The 19,215-nt window shown below is 68.2% G+C and carries 19 protein-coding genes; all 19 read right to left on the bottom strand.

The window, feature by feature from the left end; all coding sequences use genetic code 11:
* Window positions 1-50: 50 nt before the first annotated feature.
* On the bottom strand, window positions 51-497 hold the full coding sequence (locus OHB13_RS26010) for a DUF2550 domain-containing protein (RefSeq protein ID WP_266853019.1): 447 nt from the start codon (window positions 495-497) through the stop codon (window positions 51-53).
* 118 nt (window positions 498-615) lie between these two features.
* Complete coding sequence (locus tag OHB13_RS26005; protein WP_266853021.1) at window positions 616-990, bottom strand: F0F1 ATP synthase subunit epsilon; 375 nt, start codon at window positions 988-990, stop codon at window positions 616-618.
* A gap of 127 nt (window positions 991-1,117) precedes the next feature.
* Window positions 1,118-2,572, bottom strand: coding sequence for a F0F1 ATP synthase subunit beta (atpD, locus tag OHB13_RS26000; RefSeq protein ID WP_266853023.1), 1,455 nt, complete (start codon window positions 2,570-2,572; stop codon window positions 1,118-1,120).
* A complete protein-coding gene (locus tag OHB13_RS25995; protein WP_266853025.1) occupies window positions 2,572-3,489 on the bottom strand; it encodes a F0F1 ATP synthase subunit gamma in 918 nt (305 codons plus the stop codon). The genes atpD and OHB13_RS25995 overlap by 1 nt, the downstream gene beginning before the upstream one ends.
* Window positions 3,490-3,509: 20 nt before the next feature.
* Window positions 3,510-5,105: a F0F1 ATP synthase subunit alpha gene (gene atpA, locus OHB13_RS25990; RefSeq protein WP_266853027.1), complete on the bottom strand. Its 1,596-nt coding sequence runs from the start codon at window positions 5,103-5,105 to the stop codon at window positions 3,510-3,512.
* A 131-nt stretch (window positions 5,106-5,236) separates the two neighbouring features.
* A complete protein-coding gene (locus OHB13_RS25985; RefSeq protein WP_266853029.1) occupies window positions 5,237-6,052 on the bottom strand; it encodes a F0F1 ATP synthase subunit delta in 816 nt (271 codons plus the stop codon).
* Window positions 6,049-6,594: a F0F1 ATP synthase subunit B gene (locus OHB13_RS25980; protein ID WP_266860699.1), complete on the bottom strand. Its 546-nt coding sequence runs from the start codon at window positions 6,592-6,594 to the stop codon at window positions 6,049-6,051. The genes OHB13_RS25985 and OHB13_RS25980 overlap by 4 nt, the downstream gene beginning before the upstream one ends.
* Before the next feature lie 45 nt (window positions 6,595-6,639).
* The gene (gene atpE, locus OHB13_RS25975) at window positions 6,640-6,885 is read right to left on the bottom strand and encodes an ATP synthase F0 subunit C (protein WP_266853030.1); all 246 of its coding nucleotides are present in this window, start codon (window positions 6,883-6,885) and stop codon (window positions 6,640-6,642) included.
* A gap of 73 nt (window positions 6,886-6,958) precedes the next feature.
* A complete protein-coding gene (gene atpB, locus OHB13_RS25970; protein WP_266853032.1) occupies window positions 6,959-7,765 on the bottom strand; it encodes a F0F1 ATP synthase subunit A in 807 nt (268 codons plus the stop codon).
* A gap of 307 nt (window positions 7,766-8,072) precedes the next feature.
* Window positions 8,073-8,516, bottom strand: a complete 444-nt coding sequence (locus tag OHB13_RS25965; protein ID WP_266853034.1) for a hypothetical protein — start codon at window positions 8,514-8,516, stop codon at window positions 8,073-8,075.
* Between the two features lie 308 nt (window positions 8,517-8,824).
* Entirely contained in the window at window positions 8,825-10,207 is a 1,383-nt protein-coding gene (locus OHB13_RS25960) for an MraY family glycosyltransferase (RefSeq protein WP_266853036.1), read from the bottom strand.
* Between the two features lie 94 nt (window positions 10,208-10,301).
* Window positions 10,302-11,558 (bottom strand): serine hydroxymethyltransferase, encoded by a 1,257-nt coding sequence (glyA, locus tag OHB13_RS25955; RefSeq protein WP_266853038.1) that lies wholly within the window; start codon window positions 11,556-11,558, stop codon window positions 10,302-10,304.
* A gap of 109 nt (window positions 11,559-11,667) precedes the next feature.
* Window positions 11,668-12,315 carry an arsenate reductase/protein-tyrosine-phosphatase family protein gene (locus OHB13_RS25950; RefSeq protein WP_266853040.1) on the bottom strand — a complete coding sequence of 216 codons (648 nt, stop codon included), beginning with the start codon at window positions 12,313-12,315 and terminating at the stop codon, window positions 11,668-11,670.
* Window positions 12,312-12,959, bottom strand: a complete 648-nt coding sequence (locus OHB13_RS25945; RefSeq protein ID WP_266853042.1) for an L-threonylcarbamoyladenylate synthase — start codon at window positions 12,957-12,959, stop codon at window positions 12,312-12,314. Before OHB13_RS25945 ends, OHB13_RS25950 begins: the two co-directional genes overlap by 4 nt.
* Window positions 12,960-13,024: 65 nt before the next feature.
* Window positions 13,025-13,870, bottom strand: a complete 846-nt coding sequence (gene prmC / locus OHB13_RS25940; RefSeq protein WP_266853044.1) for a peptide chain release factor N(5)-glutamine methyltransferase — start codon at window positions 13,868-13,870, stop codon at window positions 13,025-13,027.
* A gap of 25 nt (window positions 13,871-13,895) precedes the next feature.
* Window positions 13,896-14,975, bottom strand: a complete 1,080-nt coding sequence (gene prfA, locus OHB13_RS25935) for a peptide chain release factor 1 (RefSeq protein ID WP_328378669.1) — start codon at window positions 14,973-14,975, stop codon at window positions 13,896-13,898.
* A gap of 106 nt (window positions 14,976-15,081) precedes the next feature.
* Complete coding sequence (gene rpmE / locus OHB13_RS25930; RefSeq protein WP_266853047.1) at window positions 15,082-15,309, bottom strand: 50S ribosomal protein L31; 228 nt, start codon at window positions 15,307-15,309, stop codon at window positions 15,082-15,084.
* A 181-nt stretch (window positions 15,310-15,490) separates the two neighbouring features.
* Window positions 15,491-16,594, bottom strand: a complete 1,104-nt coding sequence (locus OHB13_RS25925) for an LCP family protein (protein WP_328378668.1) — start codon at window positions 16,592-16,594, stop codon at window positions 15,491-15,493.
* Between the two features lie 411 nt (window positions 16,595-17,005).
* On the bottom strand, window positions 17,006-19,105 hold the full coding sequence (gene rho / locus OHB13_RS25920) for a transcription termination factor Rho (protein WP_328378667.1): 2,100 nt from the start codon (window positions 19,103-19,105) through the stop codon (window positions 17,006-17,008).
* Window positions 19,106-19,215: the final 110 nt, after the last annotated feature.

Genomic DNA, 19,215 nt, shown 5'->3' with positions numbered 1-19,215 from the left:
CTCCCCCAGACTCCGTCCGGGGGACCCCCAACCAACGAGGCCCCTACTTTTCAAGCCACATTGACTCGTTGGCCGGGCGGTGCCGCTTCCAGCCAGGCGAGGAAGCCGGTCAGCGCGTCCTCGCTCATCGCGAGTTCGAGCCGGACACCCTGGTGCGAACACCGCAGCACGATCGCATCAGAAAGGAGCGCCAGTTCCTCCTCGCCCTCCGGCGTACGCCGGGAGACGACTTCGATGGACTGGCGCTCCAGAGTGCGGCGCGGGCGCGGGGCGTAGGAGAAGACGCGGAACCACATGATGCGGTCGCCGCTGTACCGGGCCACCCCGTACACCCAGCCTTTGCCGGATACGTCGGGTTTCTCCGGAAGGTCCCAGCGGACACTGCAGTCGAAAGTGCCCCCGGAACGCTGGATCAGCCGCCGTCGCAGGCCGAAGACGAAGAGTCCCACCGCTACCAGTACGACGACCAGGCCGCACACAAGCAGAGCGAGGATCATCTACACCGACCTCCTCGCCTCATACCGTTAGGGACCTGGTTCTGCATCGCCTCAGCCGCGACCCGGTCCGGATGCTTCCGGACGGGCCGCGGCTGAGGTCAAATCTCGGTGGGAGTCGTCAGTTCCCCGTCACTGCGCGCAGTCGGACGTCGGCGCGCCGCTCGGCGACGGCGTCGTCCTCCGACTTCGCACTCTCCAGCGCACGCTCGGCGCGCTGGACATCGATCTCGTCAGCCAGCTCCGCGATCTCGGCCAGCAGCGAAAGCTTGTTGTCGGCGAACGAGAGGAAACCGCCGTGCACAGCGGCAACGACCGTCCCGCCCTCGCTCGTACGAATGGTCACCGGGCCCGATTCCAGCACACCGAGCAGCGGCTGGTGATTGGCCATGACCCCGATGTCGCCGGACGCGGTGCGCGCGACAACCAGAGTCGCCTCGCCGGACCAGACATTACGGTCCGCCGCGACCAGCTCGACGTGCAGCTCAGCAGCCAAAGGAGGCTCCTCGGGTCACCACCCGGCACTGCTGCCGGGTGTTGGGTCAAAGTCTAATGGGCGTACGGAGAGGGGCGGGACACACCCGCCCCTCTCCAGGAGTCTGATGACTCACATGGGGCAGCGATCAGGAGACGCCGAGCTCCTTGGCGTTGGCCTTGAGGTCCTCAATGCCACCGCACATGAAGAACGCCTGCTCGGGGAAGTGGTCGTAGTCCCCGTCGCAGATCGCGTTGAACGCGGTGATCGACTCGTCGAGCGGCACGTCCGAACCGTCCACGCCGGTGAACTGCTTGGCGACGTGGGTGTTCTGCGACAGGAAGCGCTCGACACGCCGGGCACGGTGGACAGTGAGCTTGTCCTCCTCGCCCAGCTCGTCGATACCGAGGATCGCGATGATGTCCTGGAGGTCCTTGTACTTCTGAAGGACACCCTTGACGCGCAGCGCGGCGTCGTAGTGGTCCTTCGCGATGTAACGCGGGTCCAGGATGCGGGACGTCGAGTCCAGCGGGTCGACCGCCGGGTAGATGCCCTTCTCCGAGATCGGACGGGACAGCACGGTCGTCGCGTCCAGGTGGGCGAAGGTGGTCGCCGGCGCCGGGTCGGTCAGGTCGTCCGCGGGGACGTAGATCGCCTGCATCGAGGTGATCGAGTGTCCACGGGTCGACGTGATGCGCTCCTGCAGCAGACCCATCTCGTCAGCCAGGTTCGGCTGGTAACCCACCGCGGACGGCATACGGCCGAGCAGGGTGGACACCTCGGAACCGGCCTGGGTGTAACGGAAGATGTTGTCGATGAAGAAGAGCACGTCCTGCTTCTGCACATCGCGGAAGTACTCCGCCATGGTCAGACCGGCAAGCGCGACACGGAGACGGGTGCCCGGGGGCTCGTCCATCTGACCGAAGACAAGCGCCGTCTTGTCGATGACGCCGGACTCGGCCATCTCCTCGATGAGGTCGTTGCCCTCACGGGTACGCTCACCGACGCCCGCGAACACCGACACACCGTCGTGGTTGTTGGCGACGCGGTAGATCATTTCCTGGATCAGCACGGTCTTGCCGACACCGGCACCACCGAACAGACCGATCTTTCCACCCGTGACGTACGGGGTGAGAAGGTCGATGACCTTGATGCCGGTCTCGAACATCTTGGTCTTCGACTCAAGCTGGTCGAAGGCCGGGGCCTTGCGGTGGATCGGCCAGCGCTCGGTGATCTCCGACTCGGCCTCGGGGTGGTTCAGGATCTCACCGAGGGTGTTGAAGACCTTGCCCTTGGTGATGTCACCGACCGGCACCGTGATGCCGTTGCCGGTGTCGACCACCGGGGCCTGGCGGACCAGGCCGTCGGTGGGCTGCATCGAGATCGCACGGATCACGCCGTCACCCAGGTGCTGGGCGACTTCGAGGGTCAGCGTCTTGAGCTTGCCGTCCTCGGCCGGGTCAGCGACCTCGACCTTCAGCGCGTTGTAGATCTCCGGCATCGCGTCGACGGGGAACTCCACGTCGACGACCGGGCCGATGACCCGGGCAACGCGGCCCGTGGCGGCGGCGGCCGTCGCCGCCTCGTCGATAGTCGTCGTCATTACTTGTCACTCCCCGCGGTCGCGTCGGCCAGGGCGCTTGAGCCACCGACGATCTCGCTGATTTCCTGGGTGATTTCGGCCTGGCGGGCCGCATTGGCAAGCCGGGAGAGGCTCTTGACGAGGTCCCCGGCGTTGTCGGTGGCCGACTTCATCGCACGGCGGCGGGCGGCGTGCTCGGAAGCAGCCGACTGCAGCAGCGCGTTGTAGACACGGCTCTCGACGTAACGCGGCAGCAGTGCGTCGAGAACGCCCTCCGCCGACGGTTCGAACTCGAACAGCGGAAGCGCATCGGCCTTCTTGTCCGACTGCTCGGCGGACTCGTCCAGGCTGAGCGGCAGCAACCGGTTCTCGACCGGCGTCTGCGTCAGCATCGACTGGAACTCGGTGAAGACGATGTGGAGTTCGTCCAGACCGCCTTCGGCCGTGTCCTGCTGGACCGCCGCGATCAGCGGAGCCGATACCTGCTTGGCATCCGCGTACGTCGGGTTGTCGGTGAACCCGCCCCACGACTCCACGACCTTGCGCTCGCGGAAGCCGTAGTAGGCGACGCCCTTGCGGCCGACGACATAGATGTCGACGTCCTTGCCCTCACCGCGGAGCCGCTCGGTGAGCCGCTCCGCCGCCTTGATGGCGTTGGAGGAGTACCCGCCGGCCAGACCGCGGTCGCTCGTGATGAGCAGAACTGCGGCCCGCGTCGGGTTCTCGGCCTCCGTGGTCAGCGCGTGCTTCGTGTTGGAGCCGGTCGCCACCGCGGTCACCGCACGGGTGAGCTCGGTGGCGTACGGCATTGATGCCTGCACCTTGCGCTGCGCCTTGACGATGCGCGAGGCGGCGATCATCTCCATCGCCTTGGTGATCTTCTTGGTCGCGGTGACGGATCGGATGCGACGCTTGTAGACCCGGAGCTGGGCTCCCATGAGTCAGGTCCCTTCCGTCGTCACTTGGAGGCGCTGACGGCCGGTGCGTCCTCGCCGAGGAGCTTGCCGTCCGAGGTCTCGAACTGCCGCTTGAACGCTGCGACGGCGTCGCCGATCGCGGTCACGGTGTCGTCCGACATCTTGGCGCCCTCGCGGATGGAGGTGAGGAGCTCCTTGCGCTCGCGGCGCAGGTGGTCCAGCAGCTCTTCCTCGAAGCGGCGGATGTCCTCGACCGGTACGTCGTCCATCTTGCCGGTGGTACCGGACCAGACGGAGACGACCTGCTCCTCGACGGGCATCGGCTGGTACTGGCCCTGCTTCAGCAGCTCGACCATGCGCTTACCGCGCTCCAGCGAGGCCTTGGAGGCCGCGTCCAGGTCGGAACCGAAGGCGGCGAACGCCTCCAGCTCGCGGTACTGGGCGAGGTCCACACGGAGCCGGCCGGACACCTGGCGCATGGCCTTGTGCTGGGCGGAGCCACCGACACGGGAGACCGAGATACCGACGTTGAGCGCGGGCCGCTGGCCGGCGTTGAACAGGTCGGACTCCAGGAAGCACTGACCGTCGGTGATGGAGATGACGTTGGTCGGGATGAACGCCGACACGTCGTTCGCCTTGGTCTCGACGATCGGGAGGCCCGTCATCGAACCGGCACCCATGTCGTCGGAGAGCTTCGCGCAGCGCTCCAGCAGACGGGAGTGCAGGTAGAAGACGTCACCCGGGTAGGCCTCACGGCCCGGCGGGCGGCGCAGCAGAAGCGATACGGCGCGGTAGGCGTCGGCCTGCTTCGAGAGGTCGTCGAAGATGATCAGGACGTGCTTGCCCGCGTACATCCAGTGCTGGCCGATGGCCGAACCGGTGTACGGCGCCAGGTACTTGAAGCCGGCCGGGTCGGAAGCCGGAGCAGCGACGATCGTCGTGTACTCCAGGGCGCCCGCCTCCTCCAGCGCACCGCGTACGGACGCGATGGTGGAGCCCTTCTGGCCGATGGCGACGTAGATGCAGCGGACCTGCTTCTTCTCGTCGCCGGAGCGCCAGTTGTCGCGCTGGTTGATGATCGTGTCGACGGCCAGGGCGGTCTTGCCGGTCTGGCGGTCGCCGATGATCAGCTGACGCTGGCCACGGCCGATCGGCACCATCGCGTCGACAGCCTTGTAGCCGGTCTGCATCGGCTCGTGCACCGACTTACGCACCATGACGCCCGGAGCCTGCAGCTCCAGCGCACGGCGGCCGTCGGTCGCGATCTCGCCGAGGCCGTCGATCGGGTTGCCGAGCGGGTCGACAACGCGGCCGAGGTAGCCCTCGCCCACACCGACCGAGAGCACCTCTCCGGTGCGCTGCACCGGCTGGCCCTCCTCGATACCGCTGAACTCACCGAGTACAACAGCACCGATCTCGCGCTCTTCCAGGTTCAGCGCAAGACCGAGCGTGCCGTCCTCGAACTTCAGCAGCTCGTTCGCCATCGCCGAGGGAAGACCCTCGATCTTGGCAATACCGTCGCCGGCCACGCTGACCGTACCGACCTCCTCGCGCGAGGCCGCGTCCGGCTTGTACGACTGGACAAAGTTCTCCAGCGCATCCCGGATCTCCTCCGGCCGGATCGTGAGCTCCGCCATCTGGGTTCCCTGCTCTCCTTGTTGGGCCTGAAGTCTTTGGGGGTCTGGGGGCGGCCCCCAGGAATCTTCTGCAATTTCTGCACGGCCCAACCGGGCCGCTCTTCTTTGTTGTGCAGTGCTGCCGGCAGTTGTCAGCCGGCCAGCCGCCGGGACGCCTCGTCGAGACGTTCGGCGATGGTGCCGTCGATGACCTCGTCGCCGACCCGCACCGAGATCCCGCCGAGGACCTCGGGGTCCACGTCCAGGTTCAGGTGCATCCGACGGCCGTAAAGCTTCGCCAGTGCGGCACCGAGACGCTGCTTCTGCCCGTCCGTGAGCGGCACCGCCGATGTGACAACGGCGACGACACGGTCCCGGCGTGCGGCAGCGAGCTTGGACAGGGTCTGCAGACCCGTCTCCAGGCTACGTCCCCTGGGGTGCGTCACGAGACGCACGACCAGACGCTCGGTCACCGGGTTGGCCCGGCCTCCGAGCAGGCTGCGCAGCAGCTCCGTCTTGGCAGCGACTGTCGCCGCACGGTCGGTGAGCGCGGAGCGCAGTGCGGTGCTCGACTCGACGATCCGGCCGAACCGGAACAGCTCGTCCTCGACATCGTCCAGTGCACCGGCCTGCTGGGCCGCGGTCAGATCGGCGGTGGCTGCGAGCTCCTCCAGCGAGTCGACCAGGTCGCGCGAACGCGACCAGCGGGAGCGGACCATACCGGCGGTCAGGTCGGCGGCGGGGCCGTCCACCTGTCCGGCCAGCAGCCGTCCCACCAGCTCGGCCTTGGCCTCGCCCTCCCGCGCCGGCTCGGTGAGGACCCGGCGCAGGGTCACCTCGCGGTCGAGCAGCCCGGTGACCTGTGCCAGCTGGTCCGCGAGCTGCGCGGCGTCGACCGACGGGGTGTCGGTCAGCGCCTCCAGACGCTCACGTGCAGCGGCCAGCGCCTCGCGGCTCGCACCGTTCATCGCGCGGCCTCGGCCTTCGAAGCGCTGCCCTCAAGGTCGTCGAGGAAGCGGTCGACCGTACGGCTCTGCCGGGCGTGGTCCTCAAGGGACTCGCCGACAAGCTTTCCGGCCAGCTCGGTCGCGAGCTTGCCCACGTCCTGACGGAGCGCGGCGGCCGTGGCCTTGCGGTCCGTCTCGATCTGGGCGTGACCCGCGGCGACGATCTCCTCGCGCTGCCGCTGGCCTTCCGCCCGCATCTCCTCGATGATCGTGGCGCCCTGCTCGGTCGCTTCCTGGCGCAGGCGCGCGGCCTCGTGCCTGGCCTCGGCGAGCTGCGCCTTGTACTGATCGAGCGTCTGGGTCGCCTCGGCCTGAGCCTCGGCCGCCCGCTCCAGTCCGCCCTCGATCGCGTCCTGCCGCTCGTTCAGAGTCTTCTGGATATTCGGCAGAAGCTTCTTTCCGAGGAAGCCGAAGACGATGAAGAAGCAGAGCAGGCCGACAATCAGTTCCGCCGTATCGGGGATGAGCGGGTTCTCGGAGCCCCCCTCCGCCAGGAAGAGCATCATGTCTGAACCTTTCGTCGAATGTGGCTACCGGTCTGCTTCAGATCAGCTGCTGAAGACAAAGGGAACGACCAGACCGAGCAGCGCGAGCACCTCACAGAGGGCGAAGCCCAGGAACATGTTGGTGCGGATGATCGGCATGGCCTCGGGCTGGCGGGCCATGGCCTCGATGGAGTGGCCGAAGACGACGCCGATGCCGATGCCGGGGCCGATCGCGGCGAGACCATAGGCGATGGCGCCCATGCGGCCGGGGACGGTGGAAGCGGCGAGGTTAACAAGGTCGGCAGACATTTTCCGGTCTTCCTATGTGATGCGGTCCGTTGGGAGGATTCCCAGCGGAAGGGCGGTGGGACGTGCAGAAGGGTCAGTGACCCTCTTCGAGCGCTCCGCCGATGTAGATGGAGGCGAGCAGCGTGAAGATATAGGCCTGCAGGAACTGGATCAGTACCTCAAGGGCGGTCATGGCGAGCGCCAGCAGGAACGAGCCGCCTGCGACGGCCGACAGGAGCGACGGCGTCAGCAGGTACCAGCTGGCCACGCTGAACATGACGATCAGCATGTGTCCCGCGAACATGTTGGCCCACAGCCGCACCGCGAGGGTGAACGGCTGAAGAATGACCTTCTGCAGGAACTCCAGGACCACGATGAGCGGCGCGATGGGCTTGGGAAGCCCTTCGAGCCACACCAGGTTCTTGATGCCGCCGGCGAAGCCGTGCTTCTTGAACGTCAGGAACATGTAGGTGACCCACACCAGGAGGGCGAGAACCACCGGGTACGCGAAGCGCGCCGTGGAGGGGAACTGTGCCAGCGGAATGACCGACATCAAGTTCATGATCCACACGAAGAAGAAGATCGAGGTGAGGAAGGGGACGTACTTGTCGCCCTTCTTGCCGATCACTTCCCGCGCGATGCTGCGGGCCACGAAGGTGTAGCCGATCTCGCCGACCAACTGCAGCTTCCCGGGCACAAGCTTCGGCTTGTTGAACGCGGCCCAGAAGAAGCCGACCACGATCAGCATGCAGATGATCGCCAGGAGCATCGGCTTGGTGAAGTCGAAGCTGCCGATGCTGAAGATCGGCTTGAAGTCGAACGAGTGGAGGCCCGGCGCCGGGAACGCGCAGTCCGCATTGATATGGCACCCGCTTTCAGCGAGCAGCGTTTGGGCACTCACCCGTGACTCCTTCGTCGTGACGCATAAGTAACGGCAACCTTGTGTCTCAGCGCGGCTGCTGGAGCCGCTTTTCGGCACTGGGGACGTGGTGGTGTGGCGGTGCCTCCGCGGTCCGCTGGAAGCATCCACCGAGGACCGGGCATCCCGGATTCCGCGCCGTGTTCACAGCTGCCGGGCCGAGTACGCCGCCGGTCGTGAGGGCTGCGTCCTCCTCCGCTCATCAAGCGGGAGGGGCCTTCACTGGAAGCGATTCCGGACGATAGCAGACCGGGACGAACTCCCTTTAGGCCCCCCCTACACCGCATGATCAGGACTCCGTCTTCGCCAGGTCCGCCGTTCCCTTGGCGGGAACGGAAGGCTCGGGATCCACATAGAGCATGCGGCTGGTGAGACTGTGACGAACCTGGCCTCCCACCCATGCCAGCGCGGTGACCAGCAGAGTGAGGGCGAATGCGCGGCCGTTGAACAGTGTCGTGTGACCGAAGGCAACGACGAAGACACCGATGAGCAGGATCTGCACGGCATAGACGAGCAGTCCGGCCGTCATCGCCACCTGGGGCTTGTCCCGGGTGATGCGCATCAGGGCGGCGAACCCGGCCACGAAGAAGACACCGACGACGGCCAGCGCCACCAGCCCGCCGATCAGGCCCTTCTCGCCTGCGACGAACGCACTGACAACAGTGGCGACAATGCCGATGGGGGCAGCGATGATCGTCGAGCCCCGGAGGATCCGGGCGTCGTTGGACGGCATGCGAACAGCTCCAGAAGGAGTTGGGGGGTGGATATGCATGTGGTGACTGACGGCGACTCGTCGATGGTCTTACGTCGATCAGAGGTTAGCGCCGGGAGTTGCGCCGGAAGACAGCTACGGGTGGTCCAAAAGGCCTTCGCATCAAGGCCTTTCAGTGCTCCAACCGGTGGTAGTGAACGCTATCACAAACTATTTGATGAGGTCTTTACCCTGGGAGTGTGCTGCCCGTCACACATGAGAGTGAACCTGCGCGTCTGTGCATGTCCGCCGCCGGTTTGCCTGATATTGGGGCCTGTTGAGCGAAATACTCAACGCCATGTTCCGGCTTCGCGCCGATCAGGGAGCCCGGATCGGGGACCAATTGCGGTAGCCCCGTTGACGCCTGCGGGAATCGGCTCGCTTCCGTTCAAGTCGATATGCGGAACGGGATCTTCCATTTCGAGCGAATTGCCCGACTCGTCATATTCCGCCGCGCCTGCCGTCTCCGGTTCCGTTCCGGCGGCCGCGCGACGGCGCCCGCGGTAGCGGGGCGGGACGAAGCCCTGGGCCCACTTCGGAGCGCGCGGGGTGAAGCGCGGCATGAGCAGCAGTGCGAGACCGACCGCGCTCAGTGCGACGACAGCCAGCAGGATCCAGGTGGACGAGGAGCGCACCGAATAGGCCAGGGCGCCGAAGGCGAACAGGGCCGACCAGAAGTACATGATCAGCACTGCCCTGCTGTGCGAGTGGCCGATCTCCAGGAGCCGGTGGTGGAGGTGACCGCGGTCGGCGGCGAACGGCGACTGGCCGTTCCAGGTACGCCGGACGATCGCGAGCACCAGGTCCGCGAAGGGCACCGCGATGATCGTCAGCGGCATCAGGAGCGGGATGAAGACCGGGAGCATCGCGTGAGTGGCCTCACGTCCGCCGCCGAGGTTGAGGCTCATCGCGTCCGGGTCGACCTGGCCGGTGACCGAGATGGCGCCGGCCGCGAGGACCAGCCCGATCATCATCGATCCCGAGTCGCCCATGAAGATCCGGGCGGGATGCATGTTGTGCGGCAGGAAGCCCAGGCACATCCCCATCAGTACGGCGGCGAAGAGGGTCGCCGGTGCGGCGGCCTCGATTCCGTACCCGTACCAGATCCGGTACGCGTACATGAAGAAGGCGGCGGCCGCGATGCAGACCATGCCGGCCGCGAGACCGTCCAGGCCGTCGACGAAGTTCACCGCGTTGATGGTGATCACCACCAGCGCGACGGTCAGCAGAGTGCCCTGCCACTGGGTGAGCGAGACGGTGCCGACACCGGGGATGGGCAGCCACAGGATCGTCAGGCCCTGCATGACCATCACGCCCGCCGCGATCATCTGGCCGCCGAGCTTGATCAGGGCATCGATCTCGAACTTGTCGTCCAGGACACCGATGATCCAGATCAGTCCGGCGCCGGAGAGCAGCGCGCGCGGTTCGTTCGACAGCGTGAAGACGCTGCCGAGGTTCTGCAGATGAGCCGCGACCAGCAGCCCGGCGCAGAGGCCGCCGAACATGGCGATGCCGCCGAGCCGCGGCGTCGGTTCGCGGTGCACATCACGGGCCCGGATCTCCGGCATCGCCCCGGCCATGATGGCGAACTTCCGCACCGGCCCGGTCAGGAGATACGTCACCGCGGCCGTGACGCAGAGCGTCAGCAGGTATTCACGCACGGGCTGCCCCACAGATATCGCTGGCCATCTCAGCCCCACACCTTAGCTTCGGCCTGCATAAGGTTGAGGACACACGGGTAGCTCCGATGGTTGCACGACAACCGCTCTAGCCCGAATTCGACGGAAATCTCCTGGCCAGTTCGCGGACTTCTTCACGGGTCCCTCGCTCTTCACGCAGTGCGGCCGAGAAGAACCCGGCGATCTCGGCCATCTCCGGCGCCGCCATGCCCTGGGTGGTGACGGCGGCGGTGCCCAGGCGGATGCCCCGCTCGTCACCGTAGGGCAGTGCGCAGGTGTCCAGGACCATCCCGGCCGCCGCCAGCAGGGCCCTGGCGGTCCCGCCGCCGGTGCCCAGCGGCCCCGGGTCCGCGGTGATCAGATGGGTGTCGGTCCCTCCGGTGGTGATCGCGAAGCCCTCGGCGGCCAGCCCGGCGGCGAGCACCCGGGCGTTCTCCACCACCTGGTGCGCGTACGCCGCGAACGCCGGCGCCGCGGCCTCGCCGAAGGCGACCGCCTTGGCCGCGATCGTGTGCATCTGGGCGCCGCCCTGGGTGAAGGGGAAGACGGCCCGGTCGATCCGGTCGGCGAGCTCATCCCCGCAGAGGATGAGACCGCCGCGGGGACCGCGCAGCACCTTGTGCGTGGTGGCGCAGACCACATCGGCGTACGGCACGGGGCTGGGCGCCGCTCCCCCGGCGATCAGACCCATCGGATGGGCGGCGTCCGCGATGAGATAGGCGCCCGCCTCGTCGGCGATCTCCCGAAAGGCCGCGTAGTCGGGGTGACGGGGGTACGAGATGGAGCCGCAGACGATCGCCCGGGGCCGGTGCTGCCGCGCCAGCGTCCGTACCTGGTCGTAGTCGATGAGCCCGCTCTCCGCGTCCACGCCGTACCCGACGAAGTCGAACCAGCGGCCGGAGAAGTTGGCGGGCGAACCGTGGGTGAGATGGCCGCCGTGTGGAAGACCCATGGCCAGCACCGTGTCACCGGGGCGCAGAAGGGCCGCGTACGTCGCCAGGACGGCCGAGGAGCCCGAGTGCGGCTGGACGTTCGCATGCTCGGCTCCGAAGAGCGCTGTGGCCCGCTCACAGGCGATCCGCTCGGCGAGATCGGCCAGCTCACAGCCGCCGTGGTAGCGGGCGCCGGGGTAGCCCTCGGCGTACTTGTTGGCGAGCGAGGAGCCGAGAGCGGCCAGCACGGCGGGCGAGGTGAAGTTCTCGGCTGCGATCAGCTGGAGCGAGGTGGCCTGCCGCTCGTCCTCGCCGAGGAGCACATCGGCCATCTCGGGGTCCTGCCTGCGCAGCGCCTCGAAGCCGGCGGGGTGCGGGCCCGCGGGGTGGGGTGCAGTGGTGGTGACCGGCATCGTGTGCTCCTCGGCGTCCCGTCCAATGTAGGACGGGCCGCGCGGGGGCGCCTGCCGGTGTTCTGCCGTACGGCGGACAGCTCCGCCACACCGTGGGCCGTGGTGGCGCTCAGTGCGGCGCCGCGACCCCCGTGAGCGCCGTGACCACCGGATCCAGTGCCTGGTTGATCTCGTCGCCGATCGACCGGAAGAACGTGATCGGCGCTCCGTACGGGTCGTTCACCTCGTCCGCCTCGACGGTCGGCGCCAGCAGCCACCCGCGGAGCGCGGCAGCGGCCCGGACCAGCGCCCGCGCCCGCTCCACCACGCCCTCGTCGAGCGCGTCCGGCAGCGTCGCCGGGTCTATGGCCCGCACCAGCCGGGTGAACTCCTTCAGCGTGAAGGTCCGCAGCCCCGCGGAGTGGCCCATCGAGATGACCTGAGCCCGGTGGTCGCGGGTCGCGGTGAGGACCAGATCGGCGCGGATCACATGGTCGTCCAGCAGCTCGCGGCCGAGGAAGCCCCCGGCGTCCGCGCCGTAGTCCGCGAGCACGGTCGCCGCGTTGGCCTCCATCGGGGCGCCCTCGTGGCCCCAGGTGCCGGCGGACTCCACGATCAGGCCGTCGCCGAGCCCGGTGCCGAGGCGGTCCGACAGGGCATGGCGGGTCAGCCGCTCGGTGATCGGCGAGCGGCAGACGTTGCCGGTGCTGACGTGGAGGATCCTGAACGTGCCGCCGGAGGCGGACGCGCCTATGCCACGCCCCTCAGGGGCTGTCAATTGGCCACCTCAAGGTCGGGTACCACCTTGCGCAGTTCCTCGGCGGAGAGCGCGCCCGCACGGAGCAGGACGGGGACCGTGCCGGTGACGTCGACGATGGACGACGGGACGTTGCCCGGGGTGGGGCCGCCGTCCAGGTAGACGGAGACGGAGTCGCCGAGCATCTCCTGGGCCGCGTCGCAGTCCTCCGGCGCCGGGTGGCCGGTCAGGTTGGCGCTGGAGACGGCCATCGGGCCGACCTCCGTGAGCAGCTCGATGGCGACCGGGTGCAGCGGCATCCGTACGGCGACGGTGCCACGGGTGTCCCCGAGGTCCCACTGCAACGACGGCTGGTGCTTGGCCACGAGCGTCAGCGCGCCCGGCCAGAACGCGTCGACCAGCTCCCAGGCCTGCTCCGAGAAGTCGGTGACCAGGCCGTGCAGGGTGTTCGGGGAGCCGATGAGGACAGGGCTCGGCATATTGCGGCCGCGCCCCTTGGCGTCCAGCAGATCGACGACGCCCTCGGAGCTGAAGGCGTCGGCGCCGATGCCGTACACGGTGTCCGTCGGAAGGACGACGAGCTCGCCCCGGCGGACGGCGGACGCGGCTTCACGCAGACCGGTGGTGCGGTCGGTCGCATCGTTGGTGTCGTATCGCCGTGCCATTTAGCGAGCCTCCCTGAGCAAAGCCTGAGCCTGAGAAATCTGGTGCGGAACCGGTCCTGCGATCGTCACGGCAGGGCCTTGCGGGCCGTGGCGAACCGGGGCCGGTTGTTCAGGTCGGGGTGGTCGGCCGCGTCGGCCCAGCCCCGTTCCTCGGTGAAGATCCACGGGACCTGGCCGCCCTGGGTGTCCGCGTGCTCGATGACGACGACGCCGCCGGGCACGAGGAGACGGTGGGCGGTGCGCTCGATACCGCGGATCGTGTCGAGGCCGTCCTCGCCGGAGAAGAGGGCCATCTCCGGGTCGTGGTCACGGGCCTCGGGTGCGACGTACTCCCACTCGGTGAGCGGGATGTACGGCGGGTTGGAGATGACCAGGTCGACCTGGCCGTCGAGTTCGGGCAGGGCGCTGAAGGCGTCGCCCTGGTGGACGGTGACCCTGGACCCCTCGGCGTTCTTCCGGGTCCAGCGCAGCGCGTCGTCGGACAGCTCCACGGCGTGCACGCGCGAGCGCGGCACCTCCTGGGCCATGGCCAGCGCGATGGCGCCGGAGCCCGTGCAGAGGTCGACGATGAGCGGTTCGACGACGTCCATCGCGCGTACGGCGTCTATGGCCCAGCCGACGACCGACTCGGTCTCCGGGCGGGGCACGAACACCCCGGGGCCGACCTGGAGTTCCAGATAGCGGAAGAAGGCGCGGCCTGTGATGTGCTGGAGCGGTTCGCGGGCCTCACGGCGGGCGATGGTCTCCCAGTAGCGGGCGTCGAAGTCCGCGTCCTTGACGTTGTGGAGCTCGCCCCGCTTGACGCCGTGCACAAAGGCGGCGAGCTCCTCCGCGTCGAAGCGCGGGGAGGGCACGCCGGCGTCGGCCAGCCGCTGGGTGGCCTGGGCCACCTCGGCAAGCAGCAGGTTCATGCGGTTCTCCAGTACGGGCCGGCTACTACTGGGCGGCGGCGAGCTTGGCCGCGGAGTCCGCGTCCACACACGCCTGGATCACTGCGTCCAGGTCGCCGTCGAGCACCTGGTCCAAGTTGTACGCCTTGAAGCCGACGCGGTGGTCGGAGATCCGGTTTTCGGGGAAGTTGTATGTCCGGATCTTCTCGGACCTGTCGACGGTGCGGACCTGGCTGCGGCGCACGTCGGACGCTTCACGCTCGGCGGCCTCCTGGGCGGCGGCGAGCAGCCGGGAGCGCAGGATGCGCATGGCCTGCTCCTTGTTCTGGAGCTGGCTCTTCTCGTTCTGGCAGGAGGCGACGACACCGGTCGGCAGGTGGGTGATGCGGACCGCGGAGTCGGTGGTGTTGACCGACTGCCCGCCGGGGCCCGACGAGCGGTAGACGTCGATCCGGAGGTCGTTGGAGTGGATCTCGACATCGACCTCCTCCGCCTCGGGCGTGACGAGCACACCGGCGGCCGAGGTGTGGATGCGGCCCTGCGACTCGGTGGAGGGCACGCGCTGCACCCGGTGCACACCGCCCTCGTACTTCAGCCGCGCCCAGACGCCGTGGCCGGGCTCGGTCGCGCCGTTGCCGCCCTTGGTCTTCACCGCGACCTGGACGTCCTTGTAGCCGCCCAGCTCGGACTCGGTGGCGTCGATGATCTCGGTCTTCCAGCCGACGCGCTCGGCGTAACGCAGATACATCCGCAGCAGGTCGCCCGCGAACAGCGCGGACTCGTCACCGCCCGCGCCCGCCTTGACTTCGAGGAGCACGTCCTTGTCGTCGCTGGGGTCGCGCGGCACCAGGAGCAGCCGGAGCTTCTCGGTCAGCGTTTCGAGCTGCTTGTCGAGCACCTTGACCTCGGCCGCGAACTCCGGGTCGTCGTAGGAGAGTTCACGTGCCGTCTCGATGTCCTCCCCGGTCTGCTTCCAGGAACGGTACGTGGAGACGATCGGGGTCAGCTCGGCGTAGCGCTTGTTGAGCCTGCGCGCGTTGGCCTGGTCGGCGTGGACCGACGGGTCCGCGAGCTGTTCCTCAAGCGTGGCGTGCTCGCCGATCAGTTCCTCGACCGCCTCGAACATCGGGGGTTTCCTGCTTTCGTACGTCAAGAAGGGCGCTTCCGGGACGGCAAAAGCGCCGGTCCGGGCGCTCCGGTGAGGAGCGTCCGGGGACCGGCGCAGTAGCTCGCTACTTGGCGGCGGAGTCCGCGGCCTTCTTGCCGAAGCGGGCCTCGAAGCGGGCCACACGGCCACCGGTGTCGAGGATCTTCTGCTTGCCCGTGTAGAACGGGTGGCACTCGGAGCAGACCTCGGCACGGATGCTGCCTTCGGCGAGGGTGCTGTGAGTGGTGAACGAGGCACCGCAGGTGCAGCTGACCTGGGTCTCGTGGTACTCGGGGTGGATGTCGCGCTTCAAGGTGACTCCTAGTTTCGGGAGGGCGCCGGGTCGTGCGGGCGGAATTGTCCGTACGTGAACCGGGGCCAGCGGACCAGTCTGCCAGGAGTGGCCCGCCCGTCAAAATTTCGGACAGTCGGTGAACCGGGGGCGGACCGGATCTATTCCGCCCGCCACCGCGGGATCCGGCTCCCCCGGCTGCTCACGAGCCCGTTACGACCTTGCCGGCCTCGCCCTTGTCGCCCGCGGAGCCCTTGGTGGCGGAGGCCGGAATCGGCTTGTCCTGCTTCAGCGCGGCCCACACCTGCTTGGACTTGGCCTCCAGCGGGATGACGCGGTTGGGGTCCGCCGGGTCGTACTCGACCGGCATCGTCACCATCTTCGTGGAGCCCGCGCCGATGCCCTTGAGGCTGTCGGCGAAGGACGCCAGGCTCTTCACGGAGCTGATGTCCGAGTCGGTGGTGACGGCCTTGGTCGCGGTGTCCGCGAGGCTGTAGAGCTTGTCGGGGCTGCTGAAGATCCCCACGTGCTTGACCTGGGTGATGAGCGCCTTGATGAAGGCCTGCTGGAGCTGTATTCGCCCGAGGTCGCTGCCGTCGCCGACGCCGTGCCTGGTCCGTACGAGACCGAGCGCGTCCTGCCCGTTGAGGGTGTGGGAGCCCGCGGACAGATGCAGATGGCTCTTGTCGTCGTTGATGGCCTTGCTGGTGGTGACCGGTACGCCGCCCAGGTCGTCGATCAGCTTCTGGAAGCCGGCGAAGTCGACCTCCAGATAGTGGTCCATGCGGATCCCGGACATCTGCTCCACGGTCTTCACCGCGCAGGCCGGGCCACCGGTCTCGTACGCCGTGTTGAACATGGCCTCCTGGGCTCCCGGGGCGTTCGCGCCCTTGGAGGTGGTGCAGTCGGGGCGGTCGACCAGGGTGTCGCGCGGTATCGAGACCACGCTGGCCTTCTTGTGGCCCTTGTACACGTGGACGACCATCGCGGTGTCCGAGCGGGCGCCGCCCTCGTCCTTGCCGTACTTGGAGTTGGCGCCGGCCCGTGAGTCGGAGCCGAGCACCAGGATGTCCATCGAACCGTTGTCGACGTTGTGCGGGCGGTCGGTGCCGAGCTGGGCGTTGATGTCGACGCTCTTGAGATTGCCGTCGAGCTTGAAGTAGATGAAGCCGAGGCCACCGCCACCGAGCACGACCACTCCGGCTGCCACCCATGCCGTGATGATCAGCGCCTTCCGGCGCGAGGTGGCCTTCTTGCGGCGTGCGCCGCTGCCACGTATTCGGCTGCCCTTCTGCGGCTCGCCCATGTCCCCTCCAGCTTTCTCGGTGGTCCCGCTACCCCCTGTCCCGAAGTTCAGGCGCGGTCTGTCGTCACTAGTGAGACGACGTTTCTCGCGAAAGAGTTGCACAACGCGCTGTGACTCCGGAGCGGCCCCGACGTCACGGACGGTAGCCGGGATTTCTCCGTAAAAGCGGCCCTCACCTGGGGTTTTCTCTCCGGGGCCGCAGGCTGTCGTGAGCCGGTGCGGGGGCGTGCGCTGTGGCGAAGATCTCGGCGGGCCCGGGAGCGGCACGACGGACGGGTGAGCGGCACGTGAGCGGTGTGTGGAGGCTGTGCGTGGAGACCTGGCGTGCGGGCGGTCCGGCCGCCGTACGCGACTGGCCCGCCGCGTCACTTCCGTGACGGGGCGGGCCAGTTGACGTTCCGTGACGGAAGGTCAGTCGTTGCCGTTGCCGGACGCAGGTGTCGTCTTGGCGATCTGCATCAGGAACTCGGCGTTCGACTTGGTCTTCTTCATCTTGTCCAGCAGCAGCTCGATCGCCTGCTGCGAGTCGAGCGCGTGGAGCACCCGGCGCAGCTTCCAGACGATGGCGAGCTCCTCCGCGTTGAGGAGGATCTCTTCCTTACGCGTACCGGACGGGTCGACGTCCACAGCCGGGAAGATGCGCTTGTCGGCGAGCTTCCGGTCGAGCTTGAGCTCCATGTTGCCGGTGCCCTTGAACTCCTCGAAGATCACCTCGTCCATGCGCGAGCCGGTCTCCACCAGCGCGGTGGCGAGGATGGTCAGCGAGCCGCCGTCCTCGATGTTCCGCGCGGCACCGAAGAAGCGCTTCGGCGGGTAGAGGGCGGTCGAGTCGACACCACCGGAGAGGATGCGCCCGGAGGCCGGGGCCGCCAGGTTGTACGCACGGCCGAGGCGGGTGATCGAGTCGAGCAGCACGACCACGTCGTGACCCAGCTCCACGAGACGCTTGGCGCGCTCGATGGCCAGCTCGGCGACGGTGGTGTGGTCCTCGGCGGGCCGGTCGAAGGTCGAGGAGATGACCTCGCCCTTCACCGACCGCTGCATGTCGGTGACCTCTTCGGGACGCTCGTCGACGAGGACGACCATGAGGTGGCACTCGGGGTTGTTGACCGTGATCGCGTTGGCGATGGCCTGCATGATCATGGTCTTACCGGTCTTCGGCGGGGCCACGATCAGACCACGCTGGCCCTTGCCGATCGGCGCGACCAGGTCGATGATCCGGGTCGTCAGCACACCCGGGTCGGTCTCCAGACGGAGCCGGTCCTGCGGGTACAGCGGGGTCAGCTTCTGGAACTCCGGGCGCCCGCGGCCGGATTCGGCCGCCATGCCGTTCGCCGAGTCCAGGCGGACGAGCGCGTTGAACTTCTCGCGGCGCTCGCCGTCCTTGGGCTGGCGGACGGCTCCGGTGACGTGGTCGCCCTTGCGCAGGCCGTTCTTGCGGACCTGGGCGAGCGAGACGTACACGTCGTTGGGGCCCGGCAGGTAGCCGGAGGTCCGGATGAACGCGTAGTTGTCGAGGATGTCCAGGATGCCCGCGACGGGGATCAGGACGTCGTCGTCGGCGACCTGCGGAGCGTCACCGAACTCCTGGCGCTCACCGCGGCGGCCACGGCGGTCGCGGTAGCGGCCACGGCGGCCGCGGCGGCCTCCGTCGAAGTCGTCCTCGTTCTCGTCGGCGCGGGGGCCGTTGCCGCCCTGGTTGCCCTGGCGCTGGCCGCGCTGGCCGCCGCCCTGCTGGTCGTCGCCCTTGCCGCCGCGGTCACGGCGGTCACGGCCACCGCGCTCGCCACGGTCCTGGCGGTCGCCGCGCTCCTGGCGGTCGCCACGGTCGCCGCGCTCACGCCGGTCACCGCGCTGGCCGCGGTCCTGGCGGTCGCCACGACGCCCCTCAGCGGTGTCGGTGGCCGCCTCCGCCCTGGCCTCCTTGGAGTCCTTGGCGTCGGCCGGCGCATCGGTCTTCACGCCGGTGGCCACGGACTGCTCGGCCTCGGTCTTGACGGCCTTGGTTCCGACGGCCTTGGTCTCGGCGGCGGACGACGTGGCAGCCGTGGGCTCGGGGCTGCCGGCCTGTGCGGTGGCGCGGCGACGGCGCCGCTCACCGGTGGGCTGGTCGTCGTTGGCGGGCTGGCCGGGAATGTCGATCTGCTGCTGGCCCCCGGACTTCTCGGCCGCCGCGGGCTCGTCACCCGTACGGGACTTGGAAGTGGCGCGGCGCTTCGGCTTGGCCTCGGCCGTGTCGGTGCCGCCGGCATCGGCCTTGGCGCTCTTCGGCGCGGACGAACCGGCCTGCGCCTCCTTGATGACCTCGATCAACTGGCTCTTACGCATCCGCGCAGTGCCCTTGATGCCGAGGCCGGACGCGACCTGCTGCAGCTCGGCCAGGACCATGCCGTCGAGGCCGGTGCCGGAGCGGCGGCGCCGTGCGGTGCTGCCGGTGGCAGCACCGGCGGCGGACGCGGCCTCGACAGAGTTGTCGGCAGTCACGCCCATCAGATCGGTGGTGTCGCTCACGAAGGGTCCTTCCCTGGAGCGGGCGTCGGCCTGTCTGGCTCGGCGACCGGTTGTGCTGTCCGACTGCGGTTCTGATCTTGACTGATCGCGAACCGACGCCGGGGCGGTGG

This window comes from Streptomyces sp. NBC_00440, from assembly GCF_036014215.1.
Taxonomy (GTDB): Bacteria; Actinomycetota; Actinomycetes; order Streptomycetales; family Streptomycetaceae; genus Streptomyces.
Note: the sequence above shows the minus strand (reverse complement) of the source record. Positions and strands in the feature narration are given on the sequence as shown.

Bases quoted from the DNA above. Each gene is read 5' to 3' on its own strand.
- OHB13_RS26010 (WP_266853019.1), bottom strand. From the start codon at position 497: ATGATCCTCGCTCTGCTTGTGTGCGGCCTGGTCGTCGTACTGGTAGCG.
- atpD (WP_266853023.1), bottom strand. From the start codon at position 2,572: ATGACGACGACTATCGACGAGGCGGCGACGGCCGCCGCCGCCACGGGC.
- OHB13_RS25995 (WP_266853025.1), bottom strand. From the start codon at position 3,489: ATGGGAGCCCAGCTCCGGGTCTACAAGCGTCGCATCCGATCCGTCACC.
- atpA (WP_266853027.1), bottom strand. From the start codon at position 5,105: ATGGCGGAGCTCACGATCCGGCCGGAGGAGATCCGGGATGCGCTGGAG.
- OHB13_RS25985 (WP_266853029.1), bottom strand. From the start codon at position 6,052: ATGAACGGTGCGAGCCGCGAGGCGCTGGCCGCTGCACGTGAGCGTCTG.
- OHB13_RS25980 (WP_266860699.1), bottom strand. From the start codon at position 6,594: ATGCTCTTCCTGGCGGAGGGGGGCTCCGAGAACCCGCTCATCCCCGAT.
- atpE (WP_266853030.1), bottom strand. From the start codon at position 6,885: ATGTCTGCCGACCTTGTTAACCTCGCCGCTTCCACCGTCCCCGGCCGC.
- OHB13_RS25965 (WP_266853034.1), bottom strand. From the start codon at position 8,516: ATGCCGTCCAACGACGCCCGGATCCTCCGGGGCTCGACGATCATCGCT.
- glyA (WP_266853038.1), bottom strand. From the start codon at position 11,558: ATGCCGGTCACCACCACTGCACCCCACCCCGCGGGCCCGCACCCCGCC.
- OHB13_RS25945 (WP_266853042.1), bottom strand. From the start codon at position 12,959: ATGGCACGGCGATACGACACCAACGATGCGACCGACCGCACCACCGGT.
- prmC (WP_266853044.1), bottom strand. From the start codon at position 13,870: ATGAACCTGCTGCTTGCCGAGGTGGCCCAGGCCACCCAGCGGCTGGCC.
- prfA (WP_328378669.1), bottom strand. From the start codon at position 14,975: ATGTTCGAGGCGGTCGAGGAACTGATCGGCGAGCACGCCACGCTTGAG.
- OHB13_RS25925 (WP_328378668.1), bottom strand. From the start codon at position 16,594: ATGGGCGAGCCGCAGAAGGGCAGCCGAATACGTGGCAGCGGCGCACGC.